General features: G+C 43.4%; 10 protein-coding genes. 3 read left to right on the forward strand and 7 right to left on the reverse strand.

Annotated features, from left to right (window positions below):
• Positions 1–8: 8 nt before the first annotated feature.
• The 7 genes from ACSLBF_RS09300 to ACSLBF_RS09330 are packed head-to-tail and all read right to left on the reverse strand — an operon-like array spanning position 9 to position 8,851.
• Positions 9–2,441 (reverse strand): family 20 glycosylhydrolase, encoded by a 2,433-nt coding sequence (locus ACSLBF_RS09300; RefSeq protein ID WP_440053140.1) that lies wholly within the window; start codon positions 2,439–2,441, stop codon positions 9–11.
• The gene (locus tag ACSLBF_RS09305) at positions 2,425–3,414 is read right to left on the reverse strand and encodes a sugar kinase (protein WP_440053141.1); all 990 of its coding nucleotides are present in this window, start codon (positions 3,412–3,414) and stop codon (positions 2,425–2,427) included. Before ACSLBF_RS09305 ends, ACSLBF_RS09300 begins: the two co-directional genes overlap by 17 nt.
• Positions 3,411–4,838 (reverse strand): sodium:solute symporter family protein, encoded by a 1,428-nt coding sequence (locus ACSLBF_RS09310; RefSeq protein WP_440053142.1) that lies wholly within the window; start codon positions 4,836–4,838, stop codon positions 3,411–3,413. Before ACSLBF_RS09310 ends, ACSLBF_RS09305 begins: the two co-directional genes overlap by 4 nt.
• A gap of 30 nt (positions 4,839–4,868) precedes the next feature.
• The gene (locus ACSLBF_RS09315) at positions 4,869–5,255 is read right to left on the reverse strand and encodes a RidA family protein (RefSeq protein WP_440053143.1); all 387 of its coding nucleotides are present in this window, start codon (positions 5,253–5,255) and stop codon (positions 4,869–4,871) included.
• Complete coding sequence (locus ACSLBF_RS09320) at positions 5,245–6,738, reverse strand: N-acyl-D-amino-acid deacylase family protein (protein ID WP_440053144.1); 1,494 nt, start codon at positions 6,736–6,738, stop codon at positions 5,245–5,247. The genes ACSLBF_RS09315 and ACSLBF_RS09320 overlap by 11 nt, the downstream gene beginning before the upstream one ends.
• Positions 6,739–6,741: 3 nt before the next feature.
• On the reverse strand, positions 6,742–7,614 hold the full coding sequence (locus ACSLBF_RS09325; RefSeq protein ID WP_440053145.1) for a MurR/RpiR family transcriptional regulator: 873 nt from the start codon (positions 7,612–7,614) through the stop codon (positions 6,742–6,744).
• 10 nt (positions 7,615–7,624) lie between these two features.
• A complete protein-coding gene (locus ACSLBF_RS09330) occupies positions 7,625–8,851 on the reverse strand; it encodes an amino acid deaminase (RefSeq protein WP_440053146.1) in 1,227 nt (408 codons plus the stop codon).
• 420 nt (positions 8,852–9,271) lie between these two features.
• Between ACSLBF_RS09330 and ACSLBF_RS09335 the strand changes: the two genes are divergently transcribed.
• The 3 genes from ACSLBF_RS09335 to ACSLBF_RS09345 all read left to right on the forward strand — a co-directional run bounded on the left by ACSLBF_RS09335 (position 9,272) and on the right by ACSLBF_RS09345 (position 15,815).
• The gene (locus tag ACSLBF_RS09335) at positions 9,272–12,304 is read left to right on the forward strand and encodes a TonB-dependent receptor (protein ID WP_440053147.1); all 3,033 of its coding nucleotides are present in this window, start codon (positions 9,272–9,274) and stop codon (positions 12,302–12,304) included.
• A gap of 104 nt (positions 12,305–12,408) precedes the next feature.
• A complete protein-coding gene (locus ACSLBF_RS09340; protein ID WP_440053148.1) occupies positions 12,409–13,929 on the forward strand; it encodes a tryptophan halogenase family protein in 1,521 nt (506 codons plus the stop codon).
• A 167-nt stretch (positions 13,930–14,096) separates the two neighbouring features.
• Positions 14,097–15,815, forward strand: coding sequence for a methyl-accepting chemotaxis protein (locus ACSLBF_RS09345; protein ID WP_440053149.1), 1,719 nt, complete (start codon positions 14,097–14,099; stop codon positions 15,813–15,815).
• The last annotated feature ends 92 nt before the right edge of the window (positions 15,816–15,907 follow it).

Genomic DNA, 15,907 nt, shown 5'->3' on the forward strand with positions numbered 1-15,907 from the left:
ACTTTTCCTTATTTGTTCTGACAGCTTAAATACAACTGACGCATAGGCTCTATACTGCCAATCACGAGTTCATCGGTTAATACTTGCCAACTAAATGGCTGAGTTAAGATTTGCTGCTGTTGCTCTGCATTGTGATCACTTTTATCGTTACAACTAGCAATCACTCCCAGTGCATATGTATGAAACTGTCTCAAATTTTCAACGCGTTGATAAAGTGGCATGAGCTTCTTGTTGTACGAGATAATTTCTTCTGCCTCCATTAATAGCTTTTGCCATTTGAACAGCTGCGCTGAAATCCGGCTGAGCGCGTCTTCATCACCATATTGAAACGCATTTACGTTGGCTTGTATTTCTTGTATTTGCGGACTTTCGACTGGAAGATAGTCAACAAAGTGATTTAACGGAGCATGTTGATGATAGGCATTTTGTTGATGTTTAATGTGATGACGAGTGTAATAGTGCGCAGGCTCGAGCATCTCCGATAGTCCTAACAACCAACGTAAAGAGCGCTGTGTCTGAGTCTCATCCAGCTGGTCATTGAGTAATGATATAAAACCGTCACGCATCTGGCGTTGATGTTTAATACCAACAATGTTTGCGACAAAATCAGACATTGTCCACAATCGACGATACATGTTTTCTGGATCTTTCAAGGTTTGCGAAGACCAGAGTCGCTCAGCTATCGCAAATAGGCGCGGCCAAATCCGGGTATCTAGATTGTTTTCCGTCACCATTTCACTCCAGATAGTCGCTTCTCCACCTAATATTTTTTGCGATTCAAAACCCGATAAAGTTTGCGTCAAGTCGATTTTATTCGGGGACAATAAGTCTTTTGCTACTAGTGAGTAGCGGCTGTTACCGATCAGCACAGTGCCATTCAAGTCAGTCAGGTTTAGCTCAAAACGTAAAGGGCCCATCCAGCTATCCATACCAAGCTGAAGAAATTTCGTTTCGCCAATGGAAAACTCTCGCTCAATGTTGGCTTTTAGATGAGTATTATTGTTGAGTTTAATCAGATACTGCCGGACATCACTGTTACCCATACGCACTAACTCACCTGTTACCGGGTTTCCTTTGAGGCGGTCAATCACAAACGAGTAGCTGCTTTGAATCGGCAGTGTGGAGTCTACTTTTGCTGGTGATGAAAGTGGATCGTTACGATAGTGATAATCGGTGTATTGTGGTTGATCGATATAATATCCCGTTGACAATAATCCCTGATATCCATTTTTTGCTGCGGCATTAAGAGAATCATGTCCCCGCCAAGACTGGATCACAACTTGCTGCGGTAAGTTAGGGTGAAATATTTCGTCCCACCCCACCATTATACGATTGTGTTTAGCTAAAATCGGTTGGATCTGCTGATTAAAGTAATTTTGAATATCACGACCATCCGTTAGCGCATGTGATGTCATCAATGACTGCACTTTTTTGTTGCTTAACCATTGTTCTGGATCGACTTCATCGCCACCAATATGTAGATATTGGTCTGGAAACAACGTCGTCATCTCGGCTAGTAATTGGTCTACAAAGCGATAGACATTTGGGCTGGATACATCTAGAAGCGACTTAAATATTCCCCAATGTCTTTCCATTGCGTATTGTTTTTTCTCTGCCATAAGCTCTGGGTACGCTACAGCAATAGCACTGGCATGTCCTGGCATGCCAAACTCTGGCACTACCCTTATGCCATTTAAACTGGCGTATTCGACAATCTCTGTTACTTGTTGCGACGAATAATAGAGCCCATCAGAAGCCAACTCAGTAAGATTTGGAAATGACTTCGATTGTACCCGCCAGCCCTGATCATCCGTCAAATGCCAGTGCAAAACATTAAGTTTAGCCGCAGCCATCCCGTCGATTTGTCGTTTTATGGTATCGGTAGAGAAAAAGTGGCGTACGCTATCAATCAATAAGCCCCGCCACGGAAATCGAGGCTGATCAGCAATGTACAAATACGGGAGGTGATTATCTTTTTGACTGGCTACAATTTGTATCAAACTGCTAATACCATGCTGTACGCCAAAAACCGAATTGGATGCAATCAACACCCCGGTATTATCCACCGATAATCGATAAGCTTCACTGTCACCTAATTGCGGAACTCGATATGCTTTTGGCTCTCCGGTGACAATAATTCGTATATGACTCTGGGCTTGCTGTTCAACCATCATTATTTCTAAGTCTTGAAAGCTGCCTATCCGCATTAATTGTTTTTTTAAACGTGCAACCTGAAATTCGCGGCGTTTTTCATCCATCCCAGAAACAAATACTTTTAAACTACTGGGTAACATATAGTGGCTATCTTGAACCTCTATAGACTGAGGCCAAGGCATTAAGCTAACACTTTGCAATGAACGTGCTGAACTAGATTGACCGAAGCTGCTTAACAACAAAAATACATTTATAGTAACAACGATAAATTTATTTATCTGCTTCACACCATAACTCCTGAAATAGTGCTTTTGGTAAAAGACTTTCATCTATCAGTGCACCATGTTGAGAGATCACTGTAGCTGCAATTTGGTGGGCAAAAAGAGCGCAGCTGCGCAATGACTGATGATTGAATAAACCCAATAAGAACCCAGCAGCAAAAGCATCTCCCGCTGCACAGGTGTCTATTATTTGACTTTCTTCCAGCTTTAATGACGCAACAGAAAGCTGCTGTTTACCTTGATTATTGAACACGATACAAGGTTTAGCTCCTTGGCGGATCACCAGTAACTGAGGTGTTTTGTAATCATGATTATCGCTATGCAGTGCGATGATACGGTCAACTGACTGGGTTCCAAATACCGCGTATTCATCCTCATCAGTCAAGAATGCGACGTCGGCTAAAGCCATTAGCGCCAAGTACCATGGAACGGGTGAAGTGTCCTGCCAAAGTACCGCTCGATAGTTATTGTCAAAGATGATTATCCCGCCGTGGCGCTTAAACTTATGTAGTGCTTCAATAAAATCATTTCGATGTACGGGCGATAAAATTGCTAAACTGATCCCTGAAAGATAGATAGCATCAATTGACCCCGCTATTAACGCCTCAGTCAGAGTTTGGGCTAACGCAAAATAGCGACGGGCTGCACTATCTTGTCGATTAAAACGAAAATGACGTTCCCCCTCTTCATCAAGAGACACCCAATATTCTCCTAATTGTTTACTTGGATGTATTTGCACAAACTCGCTATTAATCCCTGAGTTTGCAAGCATCGCCAGAAGTTGTAGGCTAGCGTGTTCTTTTCCTATTGCTGTTGCATAGTAAATATCCATATTTTGCTGAGTTTGGCGCCTGATCAGCTGTCGCAAATACCATGCTGTATTCAGTGTATCGCCACCAAAGCTCTTGGTATCGTTAGCACGGTGCTCCACCATACACTCACCAAAAAACACTATCCGTTTAATATCTCCAATATTCATGATCCTTGCTCCATAGCGCGTTCCACTGTTCCTTTTTCAGCAAATATCCAGCTAAATAACACGCCAAACACTACTGCACTCATTAATGCTGGGATCACAGGGTTTCCTAGCCATGTTAAGATCTGCTCATTTTGCGTGACGAGTAATGCGGACAAAAAACTACTTAACAAAGTCGCTAACGCTCCTTGCCATGTATAACCTGACCAAAATCGCCCGAGTAAGCCCATCACACACAAACCACTCATTACCATGGCAATCATTTTGGTGATGTAACCGATAATGTCGTCTGAAAGTAGCGCTAGAAATAACGCTACCAATACCGTTAATACCATGGCACAGCGAGAAATGAGTAATTGTCGGTGTGCTTTTATTTCACAATTAAAACACCACTTATAGATGTCGCTTACTAAAACGCTTACCCCCGCAACAGCATCCGAACTGGCACTTGATAACGTGGCAGATATGCCGGCCAGGATGATCACGGGGCCGATAGCTAAGGGCAAAATATTTAAAGCAAGGTAAGGAAACGCATAAGCTGCATTATCTAACTCAGGATTAATGACGTAAGCACTGATCCCAATCACAGCGGGGATTAATGAGAATAATAAATATAATCCCCCTGAAATAATAAAGGATTGGCGAATGCTTTTGACACTGCTCGCGCTATAGATCCGCTGCCTAAAAGAAGGGGTTGCTAACACTCCTACCATCACGACTAAAGCTAACGATATAGCTGGTAATACACCGAGTTGTTGTATAGATAAAAAACCACTTTCTACAACCACTGCACTATTGTTGAGCGCCTCTAACCCACCAACATAATTAACAGCAAAATACGCCAATAAGATAAACCCGATAAATAAGATCACAGCTTGGATAGCATCGGTCCATACCACCGCAGAATAACCACCGATAGTAACGTACAGCGCTAAACCACAACCGATAATGAGTTTTGCGAGTGTCCCATCGATTCCGGTTAACCAAGACAGATACATGCCACCGCCTATCAGATGCGCCCCCAGCCAACCGATACAAGCGCCATAAATTAATACCGATAAAAGCTTATTAACCAGTGGGTGATCATTGACATAACTCGATAACTCTTCGCTCATAGTGGCAAAATTGTGTCGACGTACAGGCGCAAATAGCCAGGCTAGTAACAAAATTCCGGTTGCACCGCCAATGCCATATAACGCGCCAGCCCAAGCATTTTGATAAGCAAACCCAACAGCCCCCATAGAAGAACCCGTACCGACCATCGTTGCAACTGTGGTACCTAGCGTTAGCAATAAGGGAACTTTTCGTCCCGCAAGCAAATAGTCGCTGGTAGACTTTTGCCAACGTGACACCCACCAGCTAATCGCTATCATGGCCAATAGATAGATCAAAAATGCACTTAAAAAATACCACTGGTTTGCTTCCATCTAGTACGTCTCCTTATGCTTAAGACCTTGTTATTGTGCTTTGTAACAGGTCACATCAACTTCGACTTTACAATCCACTACAAGGTCCGCCACCATGCATATTCTGGCTGGTGGATTAGCGGCAAAGTAGTCAGCAAATACTTTATTAAAAGATTGAAAATATCGTGCATCGGTGAGTACGACGGACACGTGAGCCACGTGCTCTAAGCCATAGCCTGCTTCAGCCATAATGGCGACACAATTGTCCAAAGCTAACCGAGATTGCTCCACGATCCCGCCTTCAACGACTTCACCGTCTCGCATGGGCGTCTGCCCAGAAACTTTTAGCCAACCTCCCGCTTCAACTGCCCGCGCAAACGGTAAATGTTGACCGCCAGTACCCGTACCACCTTCAGCGCCAATTCGTCTAATTGTCATCTTGATTTCCTTGTTTTTTGTTGTTAAATCGACTCAAAAATTGTCCTGCTCGCCCTCTATGATTTACCGCTGTCGCATCATCCCCTGCACAAAAGCTCAATCTACCATTTACCCAAACCTTGCTGATCCCTTGCGCTTGTTGCTTTGGGTTGTCGTAGCTTGCTCTATCAATAATGGTTAGCGGATCGAACATTACTAAATCTGCGTAGTTTCCAACTTTGATGACACCTCGTTTGTGCAACCCAAACTGCGCCGCTGGCAGCGCTGTCATTTTATGGATAGCTAACGGCAAACTAAGTGCATTCAAAGTCATGCAGTAATGTCCGATAACCCTTGGAAACGTCCCCCATAACCTTGGGTGAGGATGAGGATCGCAAGGTAAACCATCTGACCCTATCATTGATAACGGTGAGCTCACGATTTCTTTTACGTCTTGTTCATCCATGCAATGGTATACCGCGCCGGCTGGTTGTAATTTTTTCGCGGCATCATAAAGTGATAGTTGCCATAGCTGGGCAATCTCAGCAAGGCTGCGTTTAGCCATTTCAGGATATGAGTCAGACCAGGTAATAAAAATTTCTGTATCACTGGTAACCTGTTTAAGGTCCAGGGTGCTGGAACTTGCTGCATAGGGGTAGCAATCACAGCCTACTTGCTGCTTTTTGGCTTGCTGTTTAAGGTGATTTAATACTTCTTTAGCACGTCCCCAATTGTGTTTACCGGCACATTTTAGATGGCTAATCACCAAAGGCACGTCTGCTGATTTTGCGGCTTGAAATGCTTCGTCCATCGCATCAATAATGGCATCAAATTCTGTTCTTAAATGTGTGGTATAAACGCCATTATATTCAGGCAAGCAAGCGATAAGCGCACACACTTCTTCAAAACTAGCCGCATTGGCATTTTTATAAGCCAGTCCGGTACTAAGCCCTAATGCTCCTTGTTGCATCGCTTCTATTAACAAAGCTTGCATTTGCTGAATTTCTGTATCACTTGCGCTGCGATCTAGTGCCACCATCACTTGTGCTCTTAGACTCGTGTGCCCAACCAACATAGCAAGGTTAACGCTCGGTTTAGCTGATGCAAACGCTTCACGGTAGTCTTGCAACTTACGATAACTAAATTGTTCTTTAGACCCCAATAAATTGATAGGATCAACGAGTTCTACCTTGGCGTCGAAGGGCACTGCACTGATCCCACAGTTCCCCGCGATTACACTCGTTACCCCCTGACTCAGCTTACTCAACATCGCGCTGTCTCTAAACACCTCCAGATCATCATGGGTATGCACGTCGATAAAACCTGGCGCAAGCGCGAGTCCAGAGCCTTCAATAACCTGATCAGACAAATAACTGATGTTCTTCCCCATCGCGACTATATGCGCTCCAGCAATTGCGATGTCTCCAATGAAAGGCTCAGATAGTTGACCATCGTATATGGTGATGTTACGAATAATACAGTCTGCATTTAGGGCACCATGCATTACTTAATCCCCTAATGGAAAACGTTTGTCACTCGGGGTTGCACCACTTGCCGAGTCTCGGTGTTGATCAAGTTGTACCTTCAAACGCCGTAATTTTTCTTTGGAACGGCGTTGGTTTTTCATAGCGACTTCACTACACAGAATGTCGACCGCCGCCATCATTACATATCGCGCAGCACTGGGTTTGAATATGTAATCACTTTCTTGGGTTTTAATCGGTAAATGAAAATCCGCAAGGGCACTAAGTTCACTAACGGGACAAATTGCGATTACAATCGCACCATAGTCTTTGGCAATGCGAGTCGCAGCGATCACATCTGGGCTTACGCCACTGATAGATAAAGCAATGACAACATCATTCTTATTTACCGTCGCAGCGGTCATGCGCATTAACATAGGATCAGAATGTGCGTTACTCAGTACATCTAGTCGAAACAGTCGGTTTTGGCACTCTGCTGCCAACATAGTACTACCGCCACCTACTCCATAAATTAAGCAATGGCGCGCTTGAGAGATTGCTTCGCTGGCTGCTGATACGACTTGCTCATCTATTAAGCCGACATTTAACGTTAAAATCTCTTGAATAGAGGTGTAAACATGAGAGATGTTTTTCTTTTCTACTGGGCGCTCATCCATAAATCTTTCACCCACAGCTACTGATTGAGCAAGCTGGAATTTCAGATCTCTCACATTCTCACAGCCAAGATTTTTTGCTAGTCGAGTGATGCTGGCATGGCTTACTTGCGCTCTGTCCGCCATCTCGTTGATTGACGCACTGGCGGCAAAATGTAATTCGGAAAGAATGAGCTTTGCCACTTTTTCTTCAGCTGGACTAAATAGACCTAAACCTTCCTGAATTTTGTTAATAATATCCATCTTTTTCCTTCTAAAAATAGGTCTCAAATGTATCTACAATAACCCAGTTATCATCAACGACTCCAATTTGCTTCCACTTGTCAAATGTAAGACAAGGATGTGAGGTTGATAAACACACCAAGTCGCCGACGTGTAACGGCGTGTCGTTCGCAAGTGTCAACATGGCATGTTGATCCATAATATGAGTGAGCTGTGCGCTTTTTGATATAAAGCTTTGTAGTCCATTTTGTACCGAGTAAAATAGCTCAGGTTTAGGCAATCCTGCATCAAAAGCGGCATCTCGTTTGCCTAACCCGATAATCGCCAAATTTGGTTCTGGGCGTGACACCACATAAGCCCATACATATAAACAGGACTCTAAACTGCCATTGATTTGCCTTGCGGTCTTGCTTCTAATTTCAAGTTGTTGTTGCGCGTGTTGATATATTCCAGTGTCGTGAATAATGTAACAACCAGGCCGTATAACAATGTCAAACCGTTGTGCATAATCCGAGGTGGTAAACGTTTCAGAAACAATGTCATACCAAGCAGAACCAGCGCCTGTGATCATGGGTTTTGCTATTGAAAACATGTCTGCCTTTTGCAGTTTCAATGTAAATTCCAAAACTTGCTCTACAAAGCAGTGAATATCTGCAGCTGCATTTTGGCCACTGATAACGCCTTCGTAAAAACTTAAACCAACGACATCGAGAGACCGATAATTTCTGCAAACCTCAGTGAGCTTTGTGAGCTGCTCCAACGTGCGCACTCCGCAGCGGCCATTTTCAACGCCAATTTCTATAAAGATATTCAACTTTATATTACGGGTCTCAAAAAACTGACCTAGGGCTTTAGCATTATCTAACGAATCGACAAAACAATAGAATTCTAGTTTTCCACTTTGCAATAGTTTACAGATCCGTTCAAAGTGATACTTGCCCACCAATTGATTGGCAAGAATAACCCGAGTGACTCCATGCTCGACGGCGTTAACTACCTGTGGCACGGTAGCCAAACTGATGGCCCAAGCTCCAGCAGACAGCTGCTGACGAAAAAGCGCAGGTGCCATGGTGGTTTTACCATGAGGAGCCAACTTAACGCCCACTTGACGAGCATATTGACTCATCCATTTTATGTTGTTATTCAACGCACTTCGTTTGAGTACTGCCACAGGCAAACTAACCTGCTCTTGCGTAATGCTCCACCCACCACAAGCAAATTGGCTCACCTCACCAGAACCTTTAAAAAACTCAGACATCGCCACCTCTCAGGTTTTTCTAGGTGAGTTGTCGACCATCCAATAAAACTTCACCCGGCTAAATATTCATCAAATGTTAAATCAAAAAGCTTGATCTTTAATCAATGGTAATGTTAAAAAGTAACAAGTTCAATACCATTTAATGTTACTTACTAACATTTTTTAAATTCCGTAATTAACGTATTGGCATTGCAACTCATTAGTCGATGCGTCTGGTGACATATAAGTACAGTACAATTCGATTGATGCAAAGTAACGGGAGCATCCTGTTACTTGAAACAAAAACGTATCTGGCGATATTTTTTTTAAAACAAATGACAGCGATGTCAAACAGAAAGATATCGACCACTGACCGTCAAAAATAATAACGCAAACTCTGTCTTTCAGACTGGATTTGCAATTAGCATCAAGGGGAAAAAGGTGTCTAACAGAACTTTTAAACGCAACATGCTGTCATCAACAATCGCTGTTGCACTGGCTGGTGGCCTGAATGGCTATGCCATCGCTGAAACAACTGAAAACGCCAAAGAGAATATTGAGGTGATTGAAGTTAAAGGTATTCGGGCAAGTACCGTTAAAGCCATTAATGTTAAGCGCTTTGCGCAATCACAAGTGGACGGTATCGCCTCTGAAGATATAGGTAAGCTACCGGACGTCACAATCTCTGACTCACTGCAACGGATCACCGGGGTTCAGGTAGAACGCACCGCGGGTGAAAGTGGACCCGTTCAAATACGTGGTATGGGCCAAATAGATACGACACTCAATGGCGAAGTGTTCCTAAGTGCAACCACGATTGATTCATCGGGTGCAGATTTTGGCGATCTACCTTCGCAACTTTTTTCAGGTGTGGACGTGTACAAAACCAGTCAAACAAAGCGTACAGCTTCTGGGATCACTGGCTCCGTCGATCTTAAAACTCGCCGCCCTTTCAACATGGACGAGGGCTGGGTTTATAACGTATCCGGCGAAGTTGCAAAAGGCTCAATTAGTGAGGAAACCGATCCTACTTTAACAGGTCTAGTTAGCTATAACGGTGAACGTTGGGGCGTATTGTTTTCTGCCGCATCACAAGAAGCGACCTTAGCAACCGATTACAATGGCTACTTTGATACTTCTGAAAACGGCGGTATTGGCGCAGCCAACAACAACTTCACTTGGGGACAAAACCCACGAGGTGAAGAAGTTCGTCACGTCGTCCCACAAGGCTTTGCGGCATTTAATAAACAAGAAAAGCGTGAACGTGACGGCTACCAATTTGCATTTCAGGCAGACTTAAGCGAAGGATTTGAACTCGTCTTTGAAGCGTTTTATACAGACCAATCTCGCTTTAACGACAGAAGAGGTTTATCACAGAACAACCGCTGGTATACCTTTAACGATTACGCTTATCCTACAGAAAATGGCTGGACTGGCGATACTTTCACAGATAAAGATGGTAACCCTTGGGGTGCCGTTAATGACTTTTATCTAAAACCATGGCGCCTACAGACATTTACTCAAGTCAATAATAACTACGAGAAATCTACTAACCTCAATTTAGAGTTAAACTTCAATAACGGCGGCGCGCTCACCGGCCAAGTACGTGCAACTCGTGCTCGTGCAACAGCAAAAATGCGTCATGGTTATGGTGAAGGTGATGTGCTCAGTATCGACAGAGGTACACTGGTTACCGGGCCCGGACAACTTACTCCCGCAGAGTTCTGCGGTCCCAATGATGTTATTGTTGGCGATCAAGGTGGCTGTTACCCGGAATATTCACCTGGTGGTATTGAAGATGACAGCTTCCTGATCCGTTATGATGCGCGTGGTGAATCACCGATATTCTCTGGCTTTGACCAACTGGTCAATGGAGGTCAGGGAATGATGAGCGTTGCCGATTATATGTCGAGTCTGGATTCCTATCACATCGGCGCATTCTCATCTGAAGGCAACACCGATGATGAGGGTGAAATCAATACCTTTAGTACCAAGTGGAATTACCAATTTGAAGACTCTGAATATATAACCAGTATCGATTTCGGTCTACGTTATATGGAGCGTGAAGTCGATCATGACGAGTTTACCTATACGTCAGAATTTGGCGGCTGTGATGTTGCACAATGGAAAGCCGTTGACCAATATCACACAACCTCAACGTGTGAAGGCAATCCAAATGCTGGTGAATACTTAACACAAGATGTCGGTGATTTGGCCGCGGGAACTTGGGTGCCATATACCTTAGTAAACCCAGCTCGCCTAGATACCTATACAACGGTTAGCCAAATGTCCAACTTTGGTAGCGCCAAAGGTATACCGACGATTTGGTCTATCGACCCTAGTAACTTCCGCGATCCTCGCCAGTTCCACTTGAATACATTTGGCAACGTACAACGTATTGAAAACGCTGGTGCCTCTTATGATGTTGAGCTGAACGAGTTCAGTTACTTTGCTCAAGCTAACTTTGAATACGATGTATTCAAAGGTAATTTTGGTATGAAAGTAGTTGAAACGGACTTGTACGTTAAACAAAACATTGCTGGGCCCAATTTACCGCACAGTAATTTAGGACCAGACATTGGTGATACGGTTACTGAACGCAGTTACACCGACTACTTACCTTCATTTAACATTAGCGCCGATGTTTCTGATGACATCATTTTACGTGCCGCTTACTCGAAAAATATGCAAGCTCTAAACCTGTCAAGCTGGGGTGGCGGTAAAACCGTGGGTAAGTCTATTGATGGCTCTTGTGACTGCCTCCGTGTGGTAAACGGTTCGCTTTCTGGTAACCCACAACTTAACCCGTGGCGCTCGAAAAACTACTCGTTTTCAGCAGAATGGTACCCGGGTGAAGCTTCAATGGCCTTTGTAGCACTTTATAAGATTGATATAGAGAGCTTTACCACGGGTGGAACAATCATGGTTGATGAACCTGATGATGATGGTATTCGCCGTGGTCCATGGCCTTTCACTACTCAGGTTCAAGGTGAAGGGGGCTATGTTAAAGGAATTGAAATCGGCTTCAAAGCGGCATTTGGAGATTACACTGACGTCAGTATTTTGGAAAACTTTGGGGTCGATGTTAACTACACCTACAGTGACAGTGGCTACGACACTAATGAAAGTGTGTTTGGTGAACTGCCCTTCCCTGGTAACTCAGAAGATACGTATAACTTTGTCTTGTGGTATGAACAAGATGAGTTTTCGGCACGTTTAGCATGGAACTCACGTAGCCCACGACTAATCACGACCGGCGCTGATGCCGTTGGCCGTCAGTCACTGTACCAAGATGACTACTCGCAGCTTGATTTCAGCGCAACCTATCACGCGTCAGAAAATTGGGATGTCTTTTTACATGGCGCAAACTTAACCGAAGAAGTACAACAAACTTACCTACAGTTTACTTCTCAAAAAGCGTTTCGTAATGAGTACGAAACACGTTGGACCCTTGGTGTTAGGGCAACATTTTAGTTGAATTAACACTTCTGCCCAAGACTACCGTCACTCGACGGTAGTCTTATTTATTTCAATCCCGTAGTTTGGGTAAGCTATTGCAAGCAGTTTAAGGAGTAGTGATGGAATCATCAGCGGAACCAATCAAAAAATTTGTCATTGTCGGCGGCGGAACTGCAGGTTGGTTGGCAGCTGCAACGCTTGGCAATATATTCAGACATAGTGATGTGCAAATAGAATTAGTCGAGTCCGAAGAAATTGGTATCATCGGTGTCGGTGAAGCGACTATTCCACCACTTGTCGATACGCTAGAAAGTTTGGGCATTGATCTAGTTGAATTTATTCAGGCCACACAAGCGACCTTTAAATGGGGAATAAGATTTGAAAATTGGCGACAAAATGAACACAGCTATTTTCATCCATTTGGAGAACTTGGGCAAAAAATAGATGGTCATGAATTTTATCAATGCTGGTTAAAGCTTAAATCACATGGTGATTCTACACCATTAATGGCTTATTCACCTGAATCACTGTTATCTGAAAAAATGAAGTTTTTCTTACCCCATCAGGCGATGAATACACCGCTTGCTGGAGCACGTTTTGCACTGCATTTGGATGCAACACTTACCGGGAAATATTTACGTGACTACGCTCAGCAAGCTGGTGTCAAACGAACTCTTGGTCATGTCGAGTCTATCTCCAAACACCTAAACGGTAATATCGCATCACTTACGCTACAATCTGGTGAAAAGGTGTCGGCCGATTTTTATATCGACTGTACTGGATTTAAAGGGTTATTAATCGGTAATGCGCTAAACAGTAATTATCAAGATTGGTCAGAGTCACTACCCTGTAATCGAGCAGTGACTGTGCAGACAACAATTGACCAGACTGATGACATTCCGCCGTACACCATTTCGCGCGCTCAAGATGCAGGTTGGAGTTGGCATATTCCGCTACAACATCGAATGGGTAATGGCTATGTCTTTTGTGACAAGTACATTAGTGATGAGCAAGCTATAACCACATTACTTAAGAACGTAACAGGAACGGTAATTAATGAGCCCAAAATCATACCCTTCACAACCGGTATTCGGGAAAAGATTTGGCATAAAAACTGTCTATCATTGGGTTTGGCACAAGGCTTTTTGGAGCCGTTAGAGTCGACAGCTATTCACCTAGTGTCTAAATCTTTGGCACTGTTTATACGGATGTTCCCAGCTAAAACAGAAAATAGTGTTCTAGAAAACGAATTTAACCGAAGAGTAAGGATGGACTATGAAGAGATCCGTGACTTTTTGGTGCTGCACTATTGTATTTCAGAACGCCAAGACACGCCATTTTGGCAAGACTGGCAACATCGAAAAATCCCTGCAAGTTTAACCCAACGCTTGGATTTTTTTAGCCAGCAAGGGGGACTTATCCCTGAAGTAGAAGCGCTGTTTCAATCAACCAGTTGGTACGCGGTCCTTGACGGCATGGGTATTGAGCCAAAACGCTACAACATGACGTTAGATGCGCTGGATGTCGATAAGCTACGAGCAAGTTTAGCAGCTGGAAAGCTGGCTTTAACACATAGTGTAGAAACACAGCCTGATCACAGATCATTTCTGCAAAAGTATTGTGGGGTGCAGTTCGGGTAAAATGACACTCCCCCTCTAATGAACTATTCCTCTGTCTCCGCTTTGTATTGGATAACTAGAGCAGACTTTAGCAGCGGTTTATTAAAAACACTTTGGATAAAGGAGAAAATTTCCAAACCTTAATCTAGACTTGTTTTTATTCTCGACTCGCATTGATAGATGGCCCTATGGACACAGCCTCACCTCCAATCGATTACTGGAAAAAACTGAGTACTCGGTTATTTTCTCCACTCGTTGTAGTCCTTGTTATTGTTTTATCTATTTTGATTTTTTATGTGCCGAGCGTGACACAAAATAACGCAATTAAAATGGCGATAGCCTCTGCAGAGAGTACAGTCAAACAATACAAAGCCATACGCGGCTATTACACCAAAAATGTTATTAAAAAAGTGCTAACTGCAAGTGAGCTCGTACCACATTTCAATCACAAAAATAATGACAAACAAATACCGCTCCCTGCCACCTTTATCCACGATATTAGTAGTGAATTTGCCAAACAAAACATTGTCTCGATAAAACTATACAGCCCCTATCCATTTCCTAATCGGGCAAACAGACAGCTCGATACTTTTGCCAACAGAGCTTGGCATGAGCTAAATAACGATGCCACCAAAAGCTTTTCTAGTGTTGAAACAATTGCTGGCGAACAAGTAGTTAGAGTTGCTATGGCTGATGTTATGACTGAACAAGCGTGTGTTAACTGCCATAACTCCCACCCGGATACACCAAAAACAGGTTGGAAACTCGGTGATATACGCGGTGTACTAGAGGTACAAGTTCCTATTGACCAGCAACTCCAAGATGCAAACAAACTGAATTTGACCATCGCGACATTGGTGTCCATGACGCTTTTAGCTACCGTAGGTTTGTTATTTTTCTTGTTCCGAAAACTCATTTCAAGTCGTTTACGGCATGTTCATGCGGCTTTGTCAGATATCGCCGATGGAGATGGTGATTTACGCCAAAGACTCGTTGAAGAGCCAAAAGATGAAATAGGCCAAATTGCTGTCATGTTCAACCGCTTTGTCGCACAACTGTCAAAAACCATGCTGCAAATTAAACAGCAAGTCGAACAACTCGCTCAATCCACAGAATCCATGGAGAAGATTACCAACTTGACACAGGATGATGCTCATAAGCAGCAGCAAGCAACCGAACGTGTAGCGACCGCTATTCATACTATGAATAGATCTAGCCAAGAAATGAAAGAAATCGCCCAATCAACAGCAGAGCAATCACAGACAACGCAAGAGCTAGCCGTTAATGGTAATGCTATTGTGGGACAAAGCTTAAATGCTATCCAAGAACTCTCAGAGATGATGCAAAAAGTGTCGTCAGTGGTAAACACTTTAGAATCAGATAGTCAGAATATTGGTGGAGTGTTAGATGTAATCAGAGGGATTGCTGAGCAAACAAATTTACTCGCCTTAAACGCTGCTATAGAAGCTGCACGTGCCGGTGAACAAGGGCGAGGTTTTGCCGTCGTTGCTGACGAAGTAAGAACATTGGCAAGTAAAACACAAGAATCAACCGCTGAGATAAACAAAATGATTGAGCAACTGCAGTCAGGCGCAAAAAGTACCGTAGAAGTAATTGAAAAAAGTCATTACAGTATTCAAACAAGTCAACAAAAAGCTGATGAGACAAATGCAATGATAGCTTCCGTAAGTGATGCAATTTCGCAAATTGAAGAGCAGAATAAACAACTTTCATCAGCAATCGATACTCAAGCCAATACGAGTGTGGATATCAATGACAGCATTGACCACATCAATGCGCTGTCCGATGAAACTTCACACGGTGCTGAACAATTGTTGACGCTAGCCAAAGAAATTAATCAAGCTGTGCTATCGATAAATAAGCAATTGAATCGCTTTAATGCTTAAGCACCGAGAGTAAACTACAGTGACTACTTGACGTAACGAACATTAAATCCGCATTTTTCTGCTATGCGCAGAGCGTTAATAGGATATCTTGT

It is taken from the genome of Pseudoalteromonas sp. T1lg65 (assembly GCF_051930985.1).
In the GTDB taxonomy this organism is placed as follows: Bacteria; Pseudomonadota; Gammaproteobacteria; order Enterobacterales; family Alteromonadaceae; genus Pseudoalteromonas.

Excerpts from the sequence above, each read along its gene's own strand:
- ACSLBF_RS09305 (WP_440053141.1), bottom strand. The coding sequence starts at position 3,414 with ATGAATATTGGAGATATTAAACGGATAGTGTTTTTTGGTGAGTGTATG.
- ACSLBF_RS09310 (WP_440053142.1), bottom strand. The coding sequence starts at position 4,838 with ATGGAAGCAAACCAGTGGTATTTTTTAAGTGCATTTTTGATCTATCTA.
- ACSLBF_RS09315 (WP_440053143.1), bottom strand. The coding sequence starts at position 5,255 with ATGACAATTAGACGAATTGGCGCTGAAGGTGGTACGGGTACTGGCGGT.
- ACSLBF_RS09320 (WP_440053144.1), bottom strand. The coding sequence starts at position 6,738 with ATGCATGGTGCCCTAAATGCAGACTGTATTATTCGTAACATCACCATA.
- ACSLBF_RS09325 (WP_440053145.1), bottom strand. The coding sequence starts at position 7,614 with ATGGATATTATTAACAAAATTCAGGAAGGTTTAGGTCTATTTAGTCCA.
- ACSLBF_RS09330 (WP_440053146.1), bottom strand. The coding sequence starts at position 8,851 with ATGTCTGAGTTTTTTAAAGGTTCTGGTGAGGTGAGCCAATTTGCTTGT.
- ACSLBF_RS09340 (WP_440053148.1), top strand. The coding sequence starts at position 12,409 with ATGGAATCATCAGCGGAACCAATCAAAAAATTTGTCATTGTCGGCGGC.
- ACSLBF_RS09345 (WP_440053149.1), top strand. The coding sequence starts at position 14,097 with ATGGACACAGCCTCACCTCCAATCGATTACTGGAAAAAACTGAGTACT.